The organism is Teichococcus aerophilus (assembly GCF_014490485.1).
In the GTDB taxonomy this organism is placed as follows: Bacteria; Pseudomonadota; Alphaproteobacteria; order Acetobacterales; family Acetobacteraceae; genus Pseudoroseomonas; species Pseudoroseomonas aerophila.
In genome coordinates, this window is sequence record NZ_JACTVA010000013.1 from 49,944 (window position 1) to 70,024 (window position 20,081).

The following is a 20,081-nucleotide window of genomic DNA, read 5'->3' on the forward strand; positions in this document are numbered from 1 at the left end:
GAATCTTGAATAGATTCCAGGGGGACGTGGCGCTGCCCGCTTGCGCAGTCCTGCGGCAGGGCAGCGGCGTTCATCCCTGGAAACTGGGCACCGTCCAACTGCGAGCAAAGGCGGGTAACGTCTGTAGCCTGTCGGCATCCCCTGGGAGCAGCCCTGGTCGGCTCGATCACAGCGGCAGCCACGGTGGCCGCCAGGCCGTCGCGGCTCGTTGGGGGGGTGCACCTGCCCGCCCGCAATACTGTGCCGGGATGGGGCGTCGCCGTATGGCCAGGAGGAGCACCCCGGCTAGCAAGGGAGCCGATGACAGCCCTGGCCGAGCCGGGACAGCAAAGTTCACGGAACTGCAACGGGACTATGTCGCGGTAAGCTGATACGGCCTTTCTGCAAGTATCGAAATAATATTCGATATGCGTGGAGCAGGAGTTCACGGCGATGGTGCTCAAGCCTACATCCGGTGCCGCATTGGCAGGTAGCAAGGGGCGAGCTTCAGCCAGAGGCTTGGCGTCGCGTGCCGGTGGGCTGCTCATGCTGGCCGGAGCAGGACTGGCCGCCTTTGGCTCGCCCGGCGCTGCCCTGGCGCAGGCGCGTGAAGTCACGCAGGTCACCGGCAGTTCCACGGTGGCCCCGTTCAGCCGGGCGGTCGCGGCGGCGGTCGCAATGGTTGCGGGCGGCGAGCGCGTGCAGGTGGCCAGCACCGGCACGGTGCACGGCTTCGCCCAGTTCTGCCGCAGCAACGGCATGGGCAGCCCGGATGTCCAGGATGCTTCCCGGCGAATCACCGGCGGTGAATTCGCGCTGTGCCTACGGAACGGCGTCAACGAGGTCATGGAGATCCCCATCGGCTTCGACGGCATCGTCGTCGCTCACCGGAAGGGCCTCGCCTCACCGAACTTCACGCTGACCCAGCTCTGGCTCGGCGTGGCCAAAGAAGTGCCCAAGGACGGGCGCCTCGTGCCGAATCCGTACACCTCCTGGCGCCAGATCTCCCAGGAGCTGCCGGACTGGCCGATCCGTGTTATCGGGCCGCCGCCGACGTCGGGCACCCGGGACAGCTTCACGGACATGGCGATGGTGGCCGGGTGCCGTGCGGCTCCCGAGATCCAGGCCATCGCCGATGCCGCCGAGCGGACCCGGGTCTGCTCGACCGTGCGCGAGGACGGACGGTGGACGGACGCCGGTGAGGACGACCAGGCCATCGTCGGGCGCATCGTGGAAGGCGAGGACGGAACGCTGGGCATCTTCGGATACAGCTTCCTGGACGCCGCCCGCGACCGCATCGAGGGCTCCATGGTTGGCGGCGTCGATGACACGGCGGAGACCATCGCCTCCGGGCGCTACCCTCTCTCCCGCCCGCTTTTCCTTTACGTGAAGCGGCCGAACCTCGACCGGGTGCCCGGCCTCAAGGAATTTCTCGCCGAGTACGTGTCCGACCGGGCCTTGGGTCAGGGCGGCTACCTGGCCCGCATCGGGCTGGTGCCGCCACCAGCGGACCGGCTTCGCGCGATCCAGGATGCGGTGCGCGAGCGCGCCGTCATGACCCGTCGGCCGAACGGCTGAATTTCTACGATGACAGGAGACTGGACTATGATCAGCAGACGCACGTCGCTTCTGGCTCTGGCAAGCCTCGCCGCCTCGCCGGTGGCCGCGCAGCAGGCACCCGCGGCGACGTCCCTGGACTCCCGCTACACGGACCGCGGCGGTGACATGGTCGCAGACACCCCACAGGACGCCAGCCAGCAGGTGGACCCGTCCACGCTGATCTTCGCCTACACGCCGGTGGAGGACCCCGCTGTCTACCGCAAGGTCTGGGACGGCTTCCTGGCGCACCTGGCCAAGGAAACGGGCAAGCGGGTCCAGTTCTTCGCCGTGCAGAACAACGCCGCCCAGATCGAGGCGATGCGCGCCGGGCGCCTGCACGTCGCCGGGTTCAACACCGGATCCACTCCCCTGGCGGTCAACTGCTCCGGCTTCGTGCCCTTCGCCATGATGGCCTCCAAGTCCGGCGAGTTCGGCTACGAGATGGAGGTCATCGTACCCTCCGACAGCCCGATCCAGAAGCTCGAGGATCTGCGCGGCCGCACCCTGACCTTCTCGCAACAGACCTCGAACTCCGGCTACAAGGCGCCGGTCGCCCTGTTGCAGAGCCAATTCAATCTGCGTGAGGGCACCGACTACCGCTCCAACTTCTCGGGTCGCCACGACAACTCCGTCATCGGGGTGGCCAACCGGGACTACGAGGCGGCCGCCGTCGCCAACAGCGTCATGCGCCGGATGATCGCTCGCAACGCGATCGATGCCGCTCGCATCCGCACCATCTACAAGAGCGACAGCTTCCCGACCACGGCGTATGGCATCGCGCACAACCTGAAGCCCGAGCTGGCCGAGAAGATCCGGGCGGCGTTCTTCTCCTTCAACTGGGAAGGCTCGGCTCTCCTGGAGGAGTTCGGCAAGTCCGAGCCGCCGCAGGAGAAGTTCATCCCCATCACCTACAGCGAGCAGTGGAGCGTCATCCGGCAGATCGACCAGGCCACCAACGTCTCCTACGCCTGCCGCTAAGTGCCCGGGATGAGTATGCCGGAAGTCTTGCCCGCGGCTGTCCTGGAGGTGGCGTGCCTGGTCAAGCGCTACCCCACGGGCGACCTTGCCCTCCGCGACGTCAACCTCCGGATCGGCCGCGGGGAGGTGGTGGCGCTCATCGGTCCCTCGGGAGCCGGGAAGTCCACCCTGATCCGCTGCGTCAACCGGCTCGTGCAGCCGACATCCGGCTCTGTCCGCCTGGATGGTGCCGAGGTGACGGGCCTCGGCAGCACGGCGCTGCGCCGGGAGCGCAGGCGCATGGGCATGATCTTCCAGGAATACGCGCTCATCGAGCGGCTGACCGTGATGGAGAACGCGCTCTCCGGCCGCCTTGGCTACACCGGCTTCTGGCGTTCCTGGTTTCGCCGCTTTCCCCAGGCCGACGTTGCGGAAGCCTTCGCGCTGCTCGACCGGGTCGGCCTGAAGGAGATGGCGAACAAGCGGGCCGATGCATTGTCTGGCGGCCAGCGCCAGCGCGTGGGCATCGTGCGCGCCCTGATGCAGCGCCCGGAACTCCTGCTGGTGGACGAACCCACCGCCAGCCTGGACCCCAAGACCAGCCGTCAGATCATGCGGCTTATCCTCGAGCTCTGCACCGAGCGGGGGCTGGCGGCCATCATCAACATCCACGACGTCGCCCTGGCGCGCCAGTTCGCCCAGCGCATCGTCGGCCTGCGCGCGGGCGCCATTGTCTTCGACGGCCCGCCTGACAGCCTGGACGCCGCCGCCCTGACCGCGATCTACGGCGACGAGGACTGGTCGGCCACGCTGGGCCAGGGCCGCAAGGCCACGGACGAGGAGGAGGAGCACCACTCGACCGTCCCCGACGTCGAGCGTCTCGCGGGGCTCGCATGAGCGCCTCCCACGCCACGTCCAACCCATACGCGGCGCAGGCCGCTGGTTGGCGCCCGCCGCCTCTCATCGGCAGCCGGGCGCTGCGCTGGGCCCTGCTGCTGGGCGGCCTGGCCTGGTTCGTGGCTGCCCTGGTGACCATGGAGATCAACTGGGCCCGGGCGGCCGAGGGATGGCAGCGCGGGGCGCGCTTTCTGGCGGCCTTCGTGCCTCCTGATTTCGTCTCGAAATGGGATGACATCGCCGAGGGGCTGCTGGAAAGCGTGATGATGACCGTCGTCTCCACGGTGCTCGGTCTCGTGCTGTCGGTGCCGGTGGCCGTCGGAGCCGCGCGCAACCTGGCACCACGCCCGGTTTACCTTCTTTGCCGGGCGGTCCTGGTGGTCAGCCGCACCTTTCAGGAGGTGCTCATCGCCATCCTGTTCGTCGCGATGTTCGGCTTCGGCCCGCTGGCTGGCACTTTGACGCTCGCCTTCGCCACCATCGGCTTCGTGGGCAAGCTCCTGGCCGAGGACATCGAGGCCACGGATCCGGCACAGCTTGAGGCGATGCGGGCAACCGGAGGCTCATGGCTGCAAGGATTGGCTTGGGGCATCCTGCCGCAGGTCAAGCCGCGGCTCCTGGGCCTCTCGCTGTACCGCGTCGACATCAACTTCAGGGAGTCGGCCGTCCTCGGCATCGTCGGCGCGGGTGGGATCGGGGCGACCCTGAACACCTCGCTGGACCGCTACGAGTTCGACACGGCGGCCGCCATCCTTCTGCTCATCATCCTCATCGTCATGGCGTGCGAGTACGCCAGCGGTGTCATTCGCAGGGCCGCCCTCTGATGAGTGCCAACACCGAAGCCCGGACGCAGGATGTGGTGTGGCGTCGGCGGACACCGATGGGTGATCTGCTGGCCTGGGGCGCTTGGCTCGCCATCGTGCTGGCGACGGTCCTCTCGTTCCGGCAGATCTCGGACGCGACCATCTGGGATTTCGTCTGGGACGCGCCCCAGCAGGGTGCCGACCTGCTCTCCCGCGCCGTGCCGCCACGCTGGAGCTACGCCAGCGTGCTGTGGAAGCCGCTCTGGGACACGGTCAACATGGCCACGCTGGGGACCCTGCTGGCCGTCATCCTCGGCATTCCCGTTGCCGTGCTGGCCGCACGCAACACCACGCCGAGTGTCCTGCTCGTCCGGCCCCTGGCCCTGTTCGTCATCGTTGCCAGCCGGTCCATCAACAGCCTGATCTGGGCGCTGGTCCTGGTGGTCATCATCGGCCCCGGGCCGCTGGCGGGCACCCTGGCCATCGCGCTGCGCTCCGTCGGCTTCATCGGCAAGCTGCTCTACGAAGCCATCGAGGAAATCGATCCGGTCCAGGTCGAGGCGGTGGAAGCCACCGGCGCCACCCGCGCCCAGGTCCTGAGCTGGGGGATCCTGCCCCAGGTGGCGCCCGCCATCGCGGGCATCGGGGTCTTCCGCTGGGACATCAACATCCGTGAGGCCACCGTGCTGGGTCTGGTCGGTGCTGGTGGCATTGGCCTTCAACTGGAAGGATCAGTAGCAACGCTCGCTTGGCCCCAGGTCAGCGTCATCCTCCTGCTTATCCTGGCGACCGTGGTCGTCAGCGAATGGGTCAGTGCCCGAGTACGAAAGGCCATCACCTGAGCAAGATGTCACGCGACACACATACATATTTCGATTAAACTGGAATCATGGAATCGAATGACGCTGCTGCCGTCTTTGCCGCCCTGGGACAGGAGTCCCGCCTGGACCTCCTCCGCATCCTCCTGGAGGCGGGGCCAACCGGCCTTTCCGCGGGCGCGGTCGGCACGGCCCTCGGCATCGTCCCCTCGACCCTGTCGTTCCACCTGCGGGCGCTGGAGCAGGTTGGGCTGGTCCGCCCGACCCGGCAGGGCCGCAGCCTGATCTACGCCGCGCAGATCGAGCGCCTGCGCCACCTGGTCACCTTCCTGTCGCAGGACTGCTGCGGCGGACGCCCTGAGCTCTGCGGCGACCTGATGCAAGCCTGGCCCGCCAGCCCTCCGGAGAACGGTCCCATGACCCCGGCCTACAATGTCCTCTTCCTGTGCACGCGCAATTCCGCTCGGTCGCTGATGGCCGAGGCCATCCTGAACAAGCTGGGCGGCGAGCGTTTCCGAGCCTACTCGGCGGGGTCGGATCCGGCGCCGCAGCCGATGCCAGAGGTGCTCGAGAAACTGGAAAGCCTGGGGCACGACATCTCTGGTGTTCGGAGCAAGTCGTACCGGGAGTTCCAAAAGCCTGACGCGCCCCGGATGGACTTCGTCATCACGCTCTGCGACGAGCTTCAGGGTCAGAACTGCCCGGACTTTGGCGGCCATGCCATCACGGCTTCCTGGCCACTTCCCGGGCCCGGCCAGTTCGCGTCTGGCTCGCACGAGCGCACCCTGATGCTCAATGAGCTCTATGCCAGCCTGTACCGGCGCCTCGGTATCTTCACCAGCCTCAAGATGGAAGCCCTGGATCGCATGTCGCTGCGACACCGGCTGGACGACCTGAGCGAGGCCCCTCTCACCGTCGCCAAGGAGCACTGACATGCGCGTCGGTATCAATGGCATGGGCCGCATCGGCAGGCTGGCGTTCCGGGCCGCCCTGGGTGGCGTGTTCCGGGAGGCGAGCGACCCGCGTGGCGCGAACCGCCTCGACATCGTCCACGTGAACGAGCTCAAGGGTGGCGCCGCCGCGACGGCCCACCTCCTGGAGTTCGACAGCATTCATGGCCGCTGGCGGGAGCGGATTGCCGTTGAAGGCGAGGAAGCCATCGTCGTCGGCGACTGGCGCATCGGCTTCAGCGCCGCGGCGGCGCCGGGCGACGTCCCCTGGGGCGACCTCGGCTGCGACGTCGTGCTGGAGTGCACGGGCAAGTTCCTGAAGCAGGAGCAGCTCCAGCAGTACTTCGACCGCGGTGTGAAGCGCGTCATCGTGGCGGCGCCGGTGAAGGACCCGGCAGCGGCCGCCCTGAACATCGTGGTGGGCGTCAACGACCACCAGTACGACCCGGTGCAGCACCGCTTGCTGACGGCGGCGTCCTGCACGACGAACTGTTTGGCGCCGGTGGTGAAGGTGGTCCACGAGGCCATCGGTATCCGCCACGGCCAGATCACCACGATCCACGACCCAACGAACACCAACGTCGTGGTGGACGCGCCCCACAAGGATTTGCGACGCGCGCGGTCGGCCATGCTGTCCCTGCAGCCGACGACCACCGGCAGCGCCACGGCCATCGCGCTCATCTACCCGGAACTGAAGGGGCGGCTGAATGGCCACGCCGTCCGGGCGCCGGTGCTGAACGCCTCGCTGACGGACGCCGTCTTCGAGCTGCAGCGCGAAACCACAGCGGCCGAGATCAATGAATTGTTCCGCTCGGCTGCCGCCGGGCCGCTGGCGGGCATCCTGGGCTATGAGGAGCGGCCTCTGGTGTCGGCGGACTATGCCAACGACACCCGCAGCGCCATTGTCGACGCGCTCAGCACCATGGTGACCGATGGGACGATGCTGAAGGTCTACGCCTGGTACGACAACGAGATGGGCTACGCCTGCCGGATGGTCGACCTGGCCTGCATTGTCCGTGAGCGGGGCGTCTGATGTCCGCCGTCCGCAACTACCTCATCGTGACCGGCGCCTACTGGGGCTTCACGCTCACTGATGGCGCGTTGCGGATGCTGGTGCTGCTGCACTTCTACCAGCTCGGCTACACGCCGTTCACCCTGGCTTTCCTGTTCCTGCTCTACGAGGCGGCGGGCATCTTCGCCAACCTCGGCGGCGGGTGGCTGGCGGCGCGGTTCGGCATCCCCCGGATGCTGGCGATCGGCCTGACACTGCAGATCGGCGGGCTGCTGATGCTGTCGGCCCTGGATCCGGCCTGGGGCGCCGCCGCGTCGGTTGCCTGGGTCGTCTGCGCCCAGGGCATCTCCGGCGTGGCCAAGGACCTGACCAAGACGGCCTCGAAGTCGGCCATCAAGGCATCCTCGCAGCAGGGTGCCGGACAGCTCTTCCGCTGGGTCGCGTGGTTCACCGGCTCCAAGAATGCCATGAAGGGTTTCGGCTTCTTCCTGGGCGGCTTCCTGCTCCAGGCCGTGGGCTTCCGTCCGGCTCTCTGGACACTGGTGGCCTTGCTGGCGGTGGCCCTGGTGGGTGTGCTGTTGTCGCTCCCCCGCGAGCTGGGCAAGGCCAAGTCATCCAAGAGCTTCAAGGAACTCTTCGCCAAGAATCGCGGCGTCAACCTGCTGGCGGGCGCCCGGGTCTTCATGTTCGGCTCCCGCGATGTCTGGTTCGTCGTGGGCCTGCCTGTCTTCCTCTACAGCCAGGGCTGGAACTACGTCGGCGTCTCGACCTTCCTGGCTGCCTGGACCATCGGCTACGGCGCGGTGCAGGCCCTGGCGCCGCAGGTGGTCCGCCGCAGCCCCGACGGGCTGTCGCGCGAGGTGCCGGAGGCGCGCCTCTGGGGCGTCGGGCTGGCCATTGTCCCCGTTGCCCTCGGCATCGCGCTGGCCATGGGCACTGTCGGCCGCCCGGACCTTGTGGTGGTCGCCGGGCTGGCGGTGTTCGGGTTTGCCTTCGCCGTGAACTCGTCGTTGCACTCCTACCTCATCCTGGCCTACGCGGGTTCCGAGAAGGCGGCCGAGGACGTTGGCTTCTACTACGCCGCCAACGCTGCCGGGCGGCTGGGCGGCATCCTGCTCTCGGGCGTCCTGACGCAGTACGCCGGTCTGGAAGGGTGCCTTTGGGGGTCGGCCGCGATGCTCACCGCCTGCGCCCTCCTGACCTTCCTGCTCCCCAAGGGCCTTGTGGCACGTCACGCCCCCGTCTGACGGCCCGCTCGCAAAGCACGTGACAATCCGGCGAAAGGAGCGCCGAATGCAGGGGTACAGGTAGAACCCGTAAGTGGGTCGCCTAGGGGTGGAACGAATGGCTCCAGCGTGCCCCGCAGGCCGGAGGGCCGTCCTGGCCGCCGTGGCCCTGGCAGGGCCGCGCAGGGCCCGTGCGACCTCTCTGACCCCGGTCCGCTTCGGCCTGACCCCAGTCTTCCTCGAATCCGACCTTGCCCTGCTGCGGGCGCTGTCCAGCCACATGGCGGCGGCGCTCGGTACCCCTGTTGAGCTCGTGAAGCGGCGAACCTACCAGGAGGTCGTCGGCCTGCTCCTTGCCGGGCAGCTCGACGCCGCCTGGATCTGCGGCTTCCCCTACGTCCGGCACGCCGACAAGCTGTCGGTTCTCGCCGTGCCGGTGCACCGTGGGCACCCCCTTTACCAGTCCTACCTCATCGCGGACCCCAGCCTGCGGGCCAGGTCGCTCGCCGACCTCAGGGGACGCAGCCACGCCTTCTCGGACCCGGACAGCAACTCCGGATGCTTGACGACCCGCTGGCTGCTCGCGGGCCGAGATCTCTCCCCGGCGACGTTCTTCGGCACCAACTTCTTCGCCTACGGCCACCGGAACGTGATACGGGCCGTGAGCAGCGGACTGGCGGAAAGCGGGTCCGTCGACGGCTACGTCTGGGAGACCATGGCCGAGACGGAGCCTGGGCTCACCTCGACAACCGATGTCGTCGCCCGCTCCGCGTGGCAGGGCTTCCCGCCGATCTGCTGCCTCACCGCGTCGCGGCAGGGCGCCGCGGCGCGCGGCATCGAGGCGGCCCTGCTGGCGATGGCGGATTCCCCGGCGGGCACCGAGATCCTCCGCGCGCTCCGCCTGGACGGCTTCATGCCCGAGAGCCCCGGCCTCTACGACGGCATCCGCGCGATGTCCCAAGACCTGGAGAGCCGGGCATGAAGCATGCGGCACAGCGGCGGCTACGGAGTCAGCTGGATCCACGGCACTGGCCGCTGCTGCTCACCGTTCCCTTGACGGTTGCGGCATTGGTGGCTGGCGTGGCCACCGTCACCGGGCAGGCGGTGCTGTCGCGTATGGAGGCGGATCAGGGGCGCCACCTGGCGGCGCTGGGGGCGGCCTTCCTCGACGGGCTGGCGACAGCCGCCCAGCCAGCCGCCGTGCGGGCCGACGTCTGGGAGGCTTTCGATGCCCTGGACCGTGCCAGCGGGCAGTACGAGGCCCTCCGTCCCACCCTATCGGTTGTGGTCCTGCCGGACGGCTCGGTCCTGGCATCCTCGAATCCGCGGGTGCTGCGCACCGGCGCCGCGCTGCCGCAGTCCCTCTCCGGCCAGGCTGACCGGGCCATCGCCTCAGGGTCGCCCGCCATCGACGAGCGGGCCGGGCGGGCTGTCGTGGCGCGGGTCCTGCTGGAAGGTGGCGTGCCGGTCGGTCGGCTGGTGGCCGAGGCAGACATCGGCGCGCTGCTGGCGGAGCGAGACGCGGTGGTCAGGACGCTGGTCCTGGCAAACATGGGCATTGCGGCGCTGTTCGCCGCCGCAGGCGCGCTGCTGGTCCGGCGCATCCTCCTGCCGACCGAGCGGCTCCGCCAACGGCTCCTCGAGGCCGCCAAGGGGCAGCGCCCTGAACCCCTGGATGCGCAGGCGGGATCCGGCCCTGAGCATCTGGCCCTTGTGAACGCATGGAATGGCGCCGTGGCCGCCATTGCGGAGCGGGACCTCATGGCCGCGCGGCTGGCCCGGGAGGAGGGCCGCGCCCAGCTTGGGCGCCTGACGGCGGCCATGGCCCACGAGGTGAACAACCCGCTCGGTGGCCTGATGACGGCCGTGGACACCCTCTCCGAATACGGCGACCGGCGGGAGATCCGGGAGGAGGCCGTCGGCCTGCTCAGGCGAGGCCTGGACGACATCCGCAAGGTGGTCCGCGCAGGGCTGTCATCCTGGAAGACTGGGCCGGGCGAGGCACCGCTCGCGGCCCAGGACTTCGAGGACCTGCGGCTGCTCATCCGCCACGAGGTGTCACGCCGTGGCCTGACCCTCGACTGGCGCAACGACCTGCCGGACGGCGTGCGTGTCGACCGGACGCTGGCCCGGCAGATCGCGCTGAACCTGCTCCTCAACGCGGCCGCCGCCTCGCCGCCGAAAGGCGTCCTCGGCTTCCGCGCGCAGGGGCTCAGCCAGGGCGGCGCGGTCATCGAGGTGAGCGATGTCGGCACGGGCCTTCCCGCCGACGCCGAAAGCCTCCTCGCGGATCCCGACGGCCTTCCGCCTTCCGGCGGCGGGCTCGGCCTCTGGACCGCCGCCCGGCTGGCGCGTAGCCACGGCGGCCGTATCACGCGCGAGCCGACACCGCTGGGGACGCGGCTGGTCGCGGAACTGCCGGTCCCCTCCCACGCCAAGGAGGCTGCCGATGCCAGATGAACGTGGACGCATCCTCATCGTCGAGGACGACCCGACCACGGCGGGCACCCTGTCCCAGCGCCTGCGCATCGAAGGGTACGGCGTCGAGGTCGCGACGGGCGCCATAGACGCCGCGGCCTCGCTGGAGCGTCGGGTGCCCGACCTGCTGCTGTCCGATCTGCACCTGCCGGACGGCTCGGGAGAGGAGCTCTTCCTGTCGCAGCGCAGCCGCCTCGCCGGGGTGCCGGTGCTGGTCATGACCGCCTACGCGGGCATCGACCAGGCCATCCGGCTGATGAAGGCGGGCGCCGACGACTTCCTGGTGAAGCCCGTCGAGACCCAGGACCTGCTCGGCCGCATCGCCGCGCTGATGGGCAGGCACATGGTGGCACCAGACGCCGCGGCCCTGGGGGTTTCGGGCGCAATCCGCCGGGTCGAATCCTTGCTGCGCCGCGCGGCGCCGAGCGACTGCCCGGTCCTCCTAATGGGCGAGACCGGCACCGGCAAGGAGGTGGCGGCCAAGCTCCTCCACGGCCTCTCGCCCCGGTCGACGGCGCCCTTCCTCGCGGTGAACTGCGCGGCAATCCCGGCTGACCTCGCCGAAAGCGAGTTTTTCGGCCACGAACGCGGCGCCTTCACCGGCGCCGCCACCCGGCGCCACGGCTGCGCGGAGCGTGCAGGGGCAGGCACGCTGTTCCTGGACGAGGTCGCCGAGCTGTCACCCGGACTGCAGGCCAAGCTGCTCCGGCTCCTGGAGGCTCGCGAGTACACCCGCGTGGGCGGCTCCGGCTCGCTGCCGTTCCACGCCCGCGTCGTGGCGGCAACCAACGCCGATCTGGACCAGCGGGTGCGCGAGGGCCTCTTCCGCGAGGACCTGCTCTACCGGCTCGACGTCATCCGGGTCGAGATCCCACCGCTCCGCACGCGCCGCGAGGACATCGTGCCCCTGGCCCGCCGATTCCTGGCCGGGGCGGCACCGGCAGCTGCCCGAGGCATCCGAGGCTTCGACAGCCGGGCGGAGCGGGCGCTGGAGGAGGCGGACTGGCACGGCAACGCACGGGAGCTGCGCAACCGGGTCGAGCGTGCCGCGGCGCTGGCGGACGGGCCGTGGATCGGGGTTGATGACATCTTCGGCGGCGCCGTGTTCACCGGCACCACCCCGAACGATTGCGTCCCCACCCTGGCCGAGGCGGTCACGGAAGCCGAGCGGCGGGCGGTCACTGCGGCACTTGCCGCCGCCTCCGGCGAGGTGGAGGTCGCGGCGGGCATCTTGGGCGTCGGCCGCTCGACGCTGTTCGAGAAGATCCGAAAGCTGGGCCTGCGGCCATCGAATGAAGCCTGAGCGGACGGGGTCCGCCTAGACCGATAGGTGGCAGCGCTTACGCCGAGCTCCGAAGCAAGCGCTCAGGACCGGTCGCGTTCCACGGCTCGTCTAAACGCCGATTCGTTGAAGTCGTCTTCGTCGTACTCGTCTTCCTCATCCCTTTCCGGTTCCTCTGGCGGCTTAGGATCATCTGGATCCTCGAAGAAAGCTTCCAAGGCGAGGAACTGCTCCGCCGCCTCGTTCAGTTCCACTTGCACGATGTGGGTTTCGACCTCGTTGGACTGTTCTTCCGCAGGGATGAGTTCGGCGTACCGGTACGTCAGCCACGGGAAGAAGTGGTTCATCACGTCGTGAGGTTCGTGAGTTGTACCCCATACACCAATCTGGGAGTCCGGTTCGCTCTTTTCGTAGGTACCGTAGTAGACGTCAATTTTCCGCAGACCTAAGGTCTTGTTGACCCAGAAGTCGAACTTGAAGAAGACTTCCTTGTCCCTGTACTTCTCCATGTCTTCCTTGTCTGTGGCAAAGCGGTACCGCTTGACCGATGCACGGTCAGTGCCGATCCCGCTGGCCAACGCAGGCTTCGATTTCTCGTCGAGCACATTCGCAGCGGGGATGTGGATGGCCCAGCCCTTCGCCGTCTGCCTTGTCAGGTGGCGCTCAACGCGCTGCCAGAGGGTGAGGCCTGTCTCAGGATTGTGGATAATCAGGAACACCGGAAGCGAATGCCGAAGCCAGTACTCGAGGTGGCGCGGCTCCCCGTAAAACGTGTACCCGTCGGCGTTCTTGTGCTGGAAGAAAGAGGTGCCCGACTTGATCTGAAGCGCAATCAACTGCCCCGTGGGCACTGCCTTCGCGTCGGCAATCTCGACCTCCGCATCTACCCCGAAGTCGCTGACCGCCTGTTCACGGAAGAACCACTTCAGGCGCTTAGTGAAGATGAGGCCCACTTCCTGGACGCCGACGCGCTCGGTTAGGGCTGTTGATGAGTGGACCATCGGGTGCATCGCTGATTGCGGAAGGTGCGCAACACTAAACACGATATGCTTTGTCGGGCGAGACCTTGCCCATCATATCACCTACTGGCAGTGCAACGGCCCACAGGCCCCTCCGTTCCTGCCTGGAGGGCGGCAGCGCTGCGTCCACCTTTCTGGACCCGGACGGCGCCAAGTCCGGATTGCTGGACTCCCGTGACGGTTCGGCGCCCACCATCATGCGTTAACAGTCTGATTTTCCGCATAAAGTGCGTGGATGCCACCACGGGCGCCGCTGGCACGCCCGCTGCAATGCAGTCGTCGCCTAAGAGCGGGGAAACGGAAATGTCTGGTTGCAACAAGCTCACGGAGAGCGGCCGCCGCTTCTTCCTGGGACGGAGTGCGCTGGCGGTGGCTGGTGCGGCGGCGGCCTCCACGGTACCGCAGGCGTCCGCCAGGGCGACACCGGCCCTGGCGCGCGTTGCCTACCCGGTCAGCAGGCTGGGCAACCTCCGCGACCTGAAGGTCAACGAGCCCATGGACATCAGCTATCCTGACGCCGACAGCACGGGCGTGCTCATCAAGCTCGGCACGCCGGTGGAAGGCGGGGTCGGCCCGGACGGCGACGTCGTCGCCTTCTCAAACCTCTGCCCGCACAAGGGCTACCCCATGTTCTACGCGGCGGATGACCGCACGCTGAACTGTCCCGGCCACTACAGCCGCTTCGACTGCGAGAAGGGCGGCCTGCAGGTCTGGGGCCACGCGACGCAGAACCTGGCCCAGTTCCGCCTGCGCGTCGACGCGGGCGGCGACATCCATGCCGAGGGCGTGGACGAGCTGCTCTACGGCCGCCACTCCAACGTGCTGGCCTGAGGAGGGCAGGAACATGGCCTACAAGCGCAACATCGACCGCCTGCCGATCCCGCCGCGGGACGCCAAGGTTAACAGCGTCGTCTGCCACTACTGCATCGTGGGCTGCGGCTACAAAGCCTACTCCTGGCCCGTGAACCGCCAGGGCGGTCCGGCGCCGGGCGACAACGCTTACGGCGAGGACATGCGCGGCCAGCTCGGCGCCGACAGCGCCGCCTGGGTGGCGCCCTCCATGTACAACGTCGTCCGGCAGAACGGGCAGGACGTCCACATCGTCATCAAGCCCGACCACGACTGCGTGGTGAACTCCGGCCTCGGCTCCATCCGCGGCGCCCGCATGGCCGAGATGTCCTACTCCACCGTCACCGGGACGCAGCAGGCGCGCCTGACCGACCCGCTGGTCTGGCGCTACGGCACCATGTCACCCGCCTCCTGGGATGACAGCCTCGGGCTGGTCGCCGAGGTCACGCGCCGGGTCATCGAGGAGCAGGGCGAGGACGGCCTGCTGGTCTCTGCCTACGACCACGGCGGCGCGGGCGGCGGCTACGAGAACACCTGGGCGACCGGAAAGCTCTACTTCGAGAGCATGAAGGTGAAGAACATCCGGATCCACAACCGCCCGGCTTACAACTCCGAGGTGCACGGCTCCCGCGACATGGGCGTGGGTGAGCTCAACAACTGCTACGAGGACGCCGAGCTCGCGGACACCCTGTTCGTCGCGGGCGCCAATTCCCTAGAGACCCAGACCAACTACTTCCTGAACCACTGGGTGCCGAACCTGCGCGGCTCGACGCTGGACAAGAAGCGGAGCCAGCTGCCGAACGAGCCGCACGCCGCCGCCCGCATCATCGTGGTGGACCCGCGCCGGACGGTCACCATCGCCGCCTGCGAGGCCGAGGCGGGCAAGGAGAACGTCCTCCACCTGCGCATCAACAGCGGCACGGACCTGGCGCTGTTCAACGCCCTGTTCACCGAGATTGCAGCCAAGGGCTGGACCGACAAGGCATTCATCGCCGCCAGCACCAGCAACTACGACGCCGCGGTCGGCGCCAACCGCACCACGGTGGAGGAGGCGGTCCGGCTCACCGGCGTGTCCGCCGAAGACATCCGCAAGGCGGCGGCATGGATCGCGGAGCCCAAGCAGGGCGGCGCCCGCCGCCGCACGATGTTTGCCTACGAAAAGGGCATCATCTGGGGCAACGACAACTACCGCACCAACCAGTCGCTGGTGAACGTCGCCCTGGCGACGGGTAACGTCGGGCGTCCCGGCGGCGGCTGCGTCCGGCTCGGCGGGCACCAGGAAGGCTATGCCCGCCCGTCCGACGGTCATGTCGGCAAGCCCGCGCAAAATGTCGACGAACTCCTCATCGGCGGGAAGGGCGGCATCCACCACATCTGGGGTTGCGACCACTTCAAGACGACGCTGAACGCCTCCGAGTTCAAGCGCGCCTACCAGCGCCGCACCAACATGGTGAAGGAGGCGATGGACTCCGTCCCCGCCGGTGACCGCGCCGCCCAGGTGGAGGCCATCATGAGAGCCATCCGCGCGGGCGGCTTGTTCAGCGTGGACGTGGACCTCGTGCCGACCCAGATCGGCTCCTGCGCGCACGTCGTGCTCCCGGCGGCGACCTCCGGCGAGATGAACCTGACCTCCATGAACGGCGAGCGCCGCATGCGGCTGACCGAGCGCTACATGGACCCGCCGGGCAACGCCATGCCGGACTGCCTCATCGTCGCGCGCCTGGCGCAGTCCCTGGAGCGCTCCTTCCGCGCCGCCGGGAACGCCGCCGTGGCCGACCGCTTCCAGGGCTATGACTGGAAGACGGAGGAGGACGCCTTCATGGATGGCTACCATCGGCACGAGAAGGGCGGTGAGTTCGTCACCTACGCCCGCCTCCGCGCCATGGGCACCAACGGCTTCCAGGAACCTGCCGTCGGGCTGGAGACCACCGGCGCGGTGGCTGGCAGCACGACCACCGGCGCCTCGCCTGGCGTGGTGGTGCAGGGCCCCGCCATCGAGGGCGCCCGCGGCCGCGAGCCGCTGCAGCAGGCGGCGCCGAACGCCGGTGCGATCGGCGCCCCGGCGGCGGCCTCCGGCGGCAGCGAGCGGATCCTTGGCACCAAGCGCCTCTACGCCGACGGCAAGTTCAACCGGCCGGACGGCAAGGCGGTGTTCGCCGCCACCCAGTGGCGGGGGCTGCAGGCCGCGGGCAAGCAGGCCGAGAAGGACTCGCATCGCTTCCTGGTGAACAACGGCCGCGCCAACCACGTCTGGCAGTCGGCCTACCTGGACCAGCACAACGACTTCGTCCGCGACCGCTTCCCGTACCCCTACATCGGCATGAATCCGGATGACATGGGCGAGCTGGCGCTGAAGCCGGGCGACCTAGTCGAGATCTTCAACGGCAACGGCGCCACCCAGGCGGTTGCCTGGCCAGAAGGGGGCCTTGGCCGCAACCAGACCTTCATGCTGTTCGGCTACCCGACGGGCGTGCAGGGCAACGTGGTCAGCAAGGCGACCAACGAGCTGGTCATCCCAAACTACAAGCAGACCTGGGCCAACATCCGAAAGCTCAGCGACGCGCCCGAAGCCGTCCGCCACCTTTCTTGGAAAGTCCAGGAGTACCGGGCCCAGACTTGAACCCGGCTCCCTGCGGCGCGGCCGCCCGGCTGCGTCGCCACGTTTCCCTGCCATTGGAGACTCCATGCGAATCCTTGCCTCGGCCCTCCTCTGCGTGCCGCTTCTCGCTTTCCCGGCTCTTGCCCAGACCGCTTCCTCGGGTGAGCAACTGTTCCGCAGCCAGTGTGGCGCCTGCCACGGCATGGACAGCCGCAACCGGGTCGGCCCCGGCCTCGCCGGGGTGCTGGGCCGCCGTGCGGCGGCCGTCGAGAGCTTTCGCTACTCGAACGCCATGCGCGCCAAGGCGGCTGAAGGATTGACTTGGGACGAAGCGAAGCTGCGCGCCTACCTGCAGGCCCCTAAGCAGGTCGTGCCCGGCGGCAGCATGTCCTATGTCGGCTTGAAGGACGAGGCGCGCCTGGACGCTTTGCTCGCCTATCTCAAAGAGAATGCAGGGTCGTGACCACCAGCGCCGCGCCCCGCCCCGCGGACCCAAATTGCGATCTGCAAGCGGGCCTTTTGGACGTCGAGACCGCGCGCGCCCGGCTTCTCGCCGACGTCCAGCCGGTGTGGGAGATGGAGCACGTCTCCCTGTTCGCGGCGGTCGGGCGTGTGCTGGCAAACACAGTACTGGCGACGTCGGACATGCCGCCCTTCGACCGGACGGCCGTGGACGGCTACGGCGTCGGCGGGCCGGGGCCGGGCCCCTTCCAGGTCGTCGGCTACCTTCCGGCGGGCGCGGGCGGCCTCCCGCGAGTTGGCGCCGGTGAGGCGGTGCGCCTGCTGACCGGCGCCGCCGTTCCCGAGGGCGTCTGGGCTGTCGCGATGCAGGAGGGGTGCCGGATGGACCCGCGCTCCGGCGTCGTTTCACCGACGCTCATGCGGGGTGCCAACATCCGCCGCCGGGGCGAGGATTTTGGGGCGGGGGAGGCGGTACTGGAAGCGGGCACCAGGCTCGATCCCCGCCACCTCGCGCTGCTGGCGGCGGCCGGGATCGGCACCGTCGCGGTCCGGCGCAGGCCACGGGTCGCGCTGTTCTCCGCCGGGGACGAGCTGCTCGAGCCGGGCATGCCGCACGCGCCCGGCGCCATCCACGACAGCAACCGCCCCATGCTGGCGGCCTTGCTGCAAGGACTGGGCGCCGAGGTGCACGACCTCGGTCTGCTGCCCGATCGGCGCCCGGCCATCGCGGCCGCCCTGGAGGGGGCATCCAGGTTCGACTCCATCGTCGCCTCTGGCGGCGTATCCGGCAGTGAGGCCGACCACCTGCTGGGCGCCCTGCGCGACGCCGGTGGCCAAGGCTCCTGGTGCGCGGTGGCTCTGAAGCCGGGCAAGCCGCTGGTGTACGGCGGCATTGGCACGGCGCGCTGCCTGTTCCTTCCTGGCAATCCCATGGCTGCGCTGGCTGGCGGCTTTCTGTTCGCCCGTCCCCTGGTGGCAAGGCTTGCCGGGGCTGCGGACGGCGGCCTGAGATCCTTGCCCGCGCGCTTGGCGTCCGGCTGGGACCGCAAGCCGGGCAGGGAGGAGTTCGCCCCCGCGATGTTGCGGCCGGGACCGGACCTCGTCGTCGAGCGCATCAGCAAGCCGGGGTCGGCGCGGCTGATGCCGCTGGTGGCGGCCGATGGCTTGGTCCGGGTCGGACGCGATGCCGGGGCACTGCGGGTCGGGGATGCGGTGGAGTTCTTGCCATTTGCGGGAATCCTTGGCGGCTAGGCCCGCAGAAGGCCCTTTCCATTCGACGAAGCCTCCGCAGGGGGCTGGAAGGCGGCCGCCGCCTGTGGTCTTCTCCCCGCCTCAAGCCGGGCGCAGGGAGGCGCGCGATGCCCTTCACCGCGGCCGCCTTCGGGCGCAAGCTCAGCACCCTCCGCAAGGATTTCGGCCAGGAGATTGGCTCCGTCGCCTCATCGACCGGAATTTCGGCCGACAGGTTGGGGGCGCTCGAGGATGGCCGGATTGAGCCCTCAGGGGACGAGGTCCTCATCCTGGCGGATCACTACCGGAAGGATTTTCAGTACCTGCTTGCCGACGGCGCCGAGGACCCGGACGAAGGCGTCGAGCTCCTGTTCCGGGAACGAGGGGACGTGCTGCCGCAGGCGGATCGGGTTGCCATCGCGGAGTTCGCGTTCCTTTGCCGAAGCGAGGCGATGCTGGAGCGGGAACTCCGTCTGGAACCTCGCCGCTCGGCGTTCGAGTTCCGGCCGCGTGGCGAGTACCGGAAGGGGCATGGCAGGGACTGCGCCGCGGCACTGCGGAAGCACCTGAACCTCAACGACAGGGAAGGGGTGCGGGACGTCTTCGCCACCATCCGGGACATGGGCATCCGGGTGTTCCGGCGGCGGCTCGAGAACTCCAACATCTCCGGCCTGTTCATGAACCACCCCGAGGCCGGTCGCTGCATCCTCGTCAACCTGGCTGAGGGGATGGCGCGCCAGCGGTTCAGTGCCGCCCACGAACTGGGCCACGCCATCCTTGACGCCGACGGCGCCCCGGTCACCCTGTCCATGGTGGGGGGATGGAACAGCGCCGAACTCGCCGAAGTGCGCGCGAACGCCTTCGCATCCCATTTCCTCATGGCACCCGGGTTGCTCTCCGCCATACCGCGCGACCATCTGACCAACGCGGCCGAAGTCTCCGCGTGGGCAGGGCGCCTGCGGGTGAGCGTGCCTGCGCTGCTGTCCGCCTTCCACGACGCGCGGATGATCAGCGCGGAACAGCGGAGCTGGCTGCGTGAGGTTGCACAGCGGCCATCCGAGCCGCCGGATCCTGAATTGGAGGGGGCGCTCACCCCACCGCAGCTGGCACGGAAGCAGGCGCTGTTGGAGCGTGGCCTGAGCAGTCGGTACGTCGGGCTGGCGTTCGAAGCCTTCAACGCGGGGCGCATCTCCCTGGGGCTTCTAACCGAACTGCTGCTCTCGACACCGGCGGAAACCGCCGAGATCGCGGCTCTTTTCGGGCGGTCTTTGCAGCGTGACTGAGCCTGCCGGGATCACTGTCGACGTCCGCACCTTTGCGCCCGTCAGCGCGATCGACACGTGTTCCGTCTGGAACCTGCTGTCGTCCCCCCGGCTGCTGGCCACCGCCCTGCGCAGGGGACGGTGGTTCGTTGTCGCCCCCTACGTCCGGTACGAGGCGCTGGACAAGGCGCGTTCGCGTGCGACCAGCGCGGAATTGGCGATGCAGGAGGAATTCAGAATCCGCCTGGAGGCGGGCAACCAAGGGTTCTCGCGGGAGGAAACCTTGCTCGCCGACCTCCAGGCTGTCGCCTCCCTCCCGGATTGTCGGCGGCTCGGCCGTGGCGAGATCGCCGCTCTCGCGCTCGCCCGTCGCCTGCGGTCGGCTGTCCTCACCGAGGACAGGGGCGCGCGGAAGGTTGCGCCCCTCGTGGGTGTGGAACCCGCCCAGACGACGCCTCAGCTGCTCGGCTGGCTGCTGTACGAAGGGCACCTGTCGGACGGTGACGTGCCGGACATCATTTCCGAGCACGAGACCCGCATCGAGGCGAGCCGCGGCCGCATCACCAAGTACTTCCGGCGCATCTATGAGGAAGCCTGCCGATGCCGCCTGCTGAGGCACAGCTCCTCAGACTGACGCGTGTTGGATTGGGCCACCTTCA

General features: G+C 68.6%; 18 protein-coding genes. 17 read left to right on the forward strand and 1 reads right to left on the reverse strand.

Annotation, left to right across the window (positions count from 1 at the left end):
* The first annotated feature begins 411 nt into the window (after positions 1 to 411).
* The 11 genes from IBL26_RS09675 (at position 412) to IBL26_RS09725 (ending at position 12,022) form a co-directional block, all read left to right on the forward strand.
* The gene (locus IBL26_RS09675) at positions 412 to 1,557 is read left to right on the forward strand and encodes a substrate-binding domain-containing protein (RefSeq protein ID WP_187784270.1); all 1,146 of its coding nucleotides are present in this window, start codon (positions 412 to 414) and stop codon (positions 1,555 to 1,557) included.
* 27 nt (positions 1,558 to 1,584) lie between these two features.
* The gene (phnD, locus tag IBL26_RS09680) at positions 1,585 to 2,556 is read left to right on the forward strand and encodes a phosphate/phosphite/phosphonate ABC transporter substrate-binding protein (protein ID WP_187784271.1); all 972 of its coding nucleotides are present in this window, start codon (positions 1,585 to 1,587) and stop codon (positions 2,554 to 2,556) included.
* A gap of 9 nt (positions 2,557 to 2,565) precedes the next feature.
* Positions 2,566 to 3,432 carry a phosphonate ABC transporter ATP-binding protein gene (phnC, locus tag IBL26_RS09685; RefSeq protein ID WP_241749205.1) on the forward strand — a complete coding sequence of 289 codons (867 nt, stop codon included), beginning with the start codon at positions 2,566 to 2,568 and terminating at the stop codon, positions 3,430 to 3,432.
* Positions 3,429 to 4,256, forward strand: coding sequence for a phosphonate ABC transporter, permease protein PhnE (gene phnE, locus IBL26_RS09690; RefSeq protein WP_187784272.1), 828 nt, complete (start codon positions 3,429 to 3,431; stop codon positions 4,254 to 4,256). Before phnC ends, phnE (IBL26_RS09690) begins: the two co-directional genes overlap by 4 nt.
* Positions 4,256 to 5,077, forward strand: coding sequence for a phosphonate ABC transporter, permease protein PhnE (gene phnE, locus IBL26_RS09695; protein ID WP_187784273.1), 822 nt, complete (start codon positions 4,256 to 4,258; stop codon positions 5,075 to 5,077). Before phnE (IBL26_RS09690) ends, phnE (IBL26_RS09695) begins: the two co-directional genes overlap by 1 nt.
* 47 nt (positions 5,078 to 5,124) lie before the next feature.
* Positions 5,125 to 5,985 carry a metalloregulator ArsR/SmtB family transcription factor gene (locus IBL26_RS09700; protein WP_187784274.1) on the forward strand — a complete coding sequence of 287 codons (861 nt, stop codon included), beginning with the start codon at positions 5,125 to 5,127 and terminating at the stop codon, positions 5,983 to 5,985.
* Between the two features lies 1 nt (position 5,986).
* Positions 5,987 to 7,036, forward strand: coding sequence for an ArsJ-associated glyceraldehyde-3-phosphate dehydrogenase (locus IBL26_RS09705; RefSeq protein ID WP_187784275.1), 1,050 nt, complete (start codon positions 5,987 to 5,989; stop codon positions 7,034 to 7,036).
* Positions 7,036 to 8,262 carry an organoarsenical effux MFS transporter ArsJ gene (gene arsJ / locus IBL26_RS09710; protein ID WP_187784276.1) on the forward strand — a complete coding sequence of 409 codons (1,227 nt, stop codon included), beginning with the start codon at positions 7,036 to 7,038 and terminating at the stop codon, positions 8,260 to 8,262. Before IBL26_RS09705 ends, arsJ begins: the two co-directional genes overlap by 1 nt.
* A gap of 142 nt (positions 8,263 to 8,404) precedes the next feature.
* Complete coding sequence (locus IBL26_RS09715) at positions 8,405 to 9,223, forward strand: substrate-binding domain-containing protein (RefSeq protein ID WP_367615401.1); 819 nt, start codon at positions 8,405 to 8,407, stop codon at positions 9,221 to 9,223.
* Positions 9,220 to 10,701 (forward strand): ATP-binding protein, encoded by a 1,482-nt coding sequence (locus IBL26_RS09720; protein WP_187784278.1) that lies wholly within the window; start codon positions 9,220 to 9,222, stop codon positions 10,699 to 10,701. The genes IBL26_RS09715 and IBL26_RS09720 overlap by 4 nt, the downstream gene beginning before the upstream one ends.
* Positions 10,691 to 12,022, forward strand: a complete 1,332-nt coding sequence (locus IBL26_RS09725) for a sigma-54-dependent transcriptional regulator (RefSeq protein ID WP_187784279.1) — start codon at positions 10,691 to 10,693, stop codon at positions 12,020 to 12,022. The genes IBL26_RS09720 and IBL26_RS09725 overlap by 11 nt, the downstream gene beginning before the upstream one ends.
* Before the next feature lie 62 nt (positions 12,023 to 12,084).
* Here IBL26_RS09725 and IBL26_RS09730 read toward each other — a convergent pair whose 3' ends face one another.
* A complete protein-coding gene (locus tag IBL26_RS09730; protein WP_187784280.1) occupies positions 12,085 to 13,011 on the reverse strand; it encodes a DUF4365 domain-containing protein in 927 nt (308 codons plus the stop codon).
* A gap of 312 nt (positions 13,012 to 13,323) precedes the next feature.
* Between IBL26_RS09730 and IBL26_RS09735 the strand changes: the two genes are divergently transcribed.
* The 6 genes from IBL26_RS09735 to IBL26_RS09760 all read left to right on the forward strand — a co-directional run bounded on the left by IBL26_RS09735 (position 13,324) and on the right by IBL26_RS09760 (position 20,056).
* Positions 13,324 to 13,851, forward strand: coding sequence for an arsenate reductase (azurin) small subunit (locus tag IBL26_RS09735; protein WP_187784281.1), 528 nt, complete (start codon positions 13,324 to 13,326; stop codon positions 13,849 to 13,851).
* A 13-nt stretch (positions 13,852 to 13,864) separates the two neighbouring features.
* A complete protein-coding gene (locus IBL26_RS09740) occupies positions 13,865 to 16,489 on the forward strand; it encodes an arsenate reductase (azurin) large subunit (RefSeq protein ID WP_187784282.1) in 2,625 nt (874 codons plus the stop codon).
* 64 nt (positions 16,490 to 16,553) lie between these two features.
* Positions 16,554 to 16,931, forward strand: coding sequence for a c-type cytochrome (locus IBL26_RS09745; RefSeq protein WP_187784283.1), 378 nt, complete (start codon positions 16,554 to 16,556; stop codon positions 16,929 to 16,931).
* Positions 16,928 to 18,181 (forward strand): molybdopterin molybdotransferase MoeA, encoded by a 1,254-nt coding sequence (locus IBL26_RS09750; protein ID WP_187784284.1) that lies wholly within the window; start codon positions 16,928 to 16,930, stop codon positions 18,179 to 18,181. The genes IBL26_RS09745 and IBL26_RS09750 overlap by 4 nt, the downstream gene beginning before the upstream one ends.
* 107 nt (positions 18,182 to 18,288) lie before the next feature.
* Positions 18,289 to 19,443, forward strand: a complete 1,155-nt coding sequence (locus tag IBL26_RS09755; RefSeq protein ID WP_187784285.1) for a helix-turn-helix domain-containing protein — start codon at positions 18,289 to 18,291, stop codon at positions 19,441 to 19,443.
* Complete coding sequence (locus tag IBL26_RS09760) at positions 19,436 to 20,056, forward strand: hypothetical protein (protein ID WP_187784286.1); 621 nt, start codon at positions 19,436 to 19,438, stop codon at positions 20,054 to 20,056. Before IBL26_RS09755 ends, IBL26_RS09760 begins: the two co-directional genes overlap by 8 nt.
* The last annotated feature ends 25 nt before the right edge of the window (positions 20,057 to 20,081 follow it).

Bases quoted from the DNA above. Each gene is read 5' to 3' on its own strand.
- phnD (WP_187784271.1), top strand. From the start codon at position 1,585: ATGATCAGCAGACGCACGTCGCTTCTGGCTCTGGCAAGCCTCGCCGCC.
- phnC (WP_241749205.1), top strand. From the start codon at position 2,566: ATGAGTATGCCGGAAGTCTTGCCCGCGGCTGTCCTGGAGGTGGCGTGC.
- phnE (WP_187784272.1), top strand. From the start codon at position 3,429: ATGAGCGCCTCCCACGCCACGTCCAACCCATACGCGGCGCAGGCCGCT.
- phnE (WP_187784273.1), top strand. From the start codon at position 4,256: ATGAGTGCCAACACCGAAGCCCGGACGCAGGATGTGGTGTGGCGTCGG.
- IBL26_RS09700 (WP_187784274.1), top strand. From the start codon at position 5,125: ATGGAATCGAATGACGCTGCTGCCGTCTTTGCCGCCCTGGGACAGGAG.
- IBL26_RS09705 (WP_187784275.1), top strand. From the start codon at position 5,987: ATGCGCGTCGGTATCAATGGCATGGGCCGCATCGGCAGGCTGGCGTTC.
- arsJ (WP_187784276.1), top strand. From the start codon at position 7,036: ATGTCCGCCGTCCGCAACTACCTCATCGTGACCGGCGCCTACTGGGGC.
- IBL26_RS09720 (WP_187784278.1), top strand. From the start codon at position 9,220: ATGAAGCATGCGGCACAGCGGCGGCTACGGAGTCAGCTGGATCCACGG.
- IBL26_RS09725 (WP_187784279.1), top strand. From the start codon at position 10,691: ATGCCAGATGAACGTGGACGCATCCTCATCGTCGAGGACGACCCGACC.
- IBL26_RS09730 (WP_187784280.1), bottom strand. From the start codon at position 13,011: ATGCACCCGATGGTCCACTCATCAACAGCCCTAACCGAGCGCGTCGGC.
- IBL26_RS09735 (WP_187784281.1), top strand. From the start codon at position 13,324: ATGTCTGGTTGCAACAAGCTCACGGAGAGCGGCCGCCGCTTCTTCCTG.
- IBL26_RS09740 (WP_187784282.1), top strand. From the start codon at position 13,865: ATGGCCTACAAGCGCAACATCGACCGCCTGCCGATCCCGCCGCGGGAC.
- IBL26_RS09745 (WP_187784283.1), top strand. From the start codon at position 16,554: ATGCGAATCCTTGCCTCGGCCCTCCTCTGCGTGCCGCTTCTCGCTTTC.
- IBL26_RS09755 (WP_187784285.1), top strand. From the start codon at position 18,289: ATGCCCTTCACCGCGGCCGCCTTCGGGCGCAAGCTCAGCACCCTCCGC.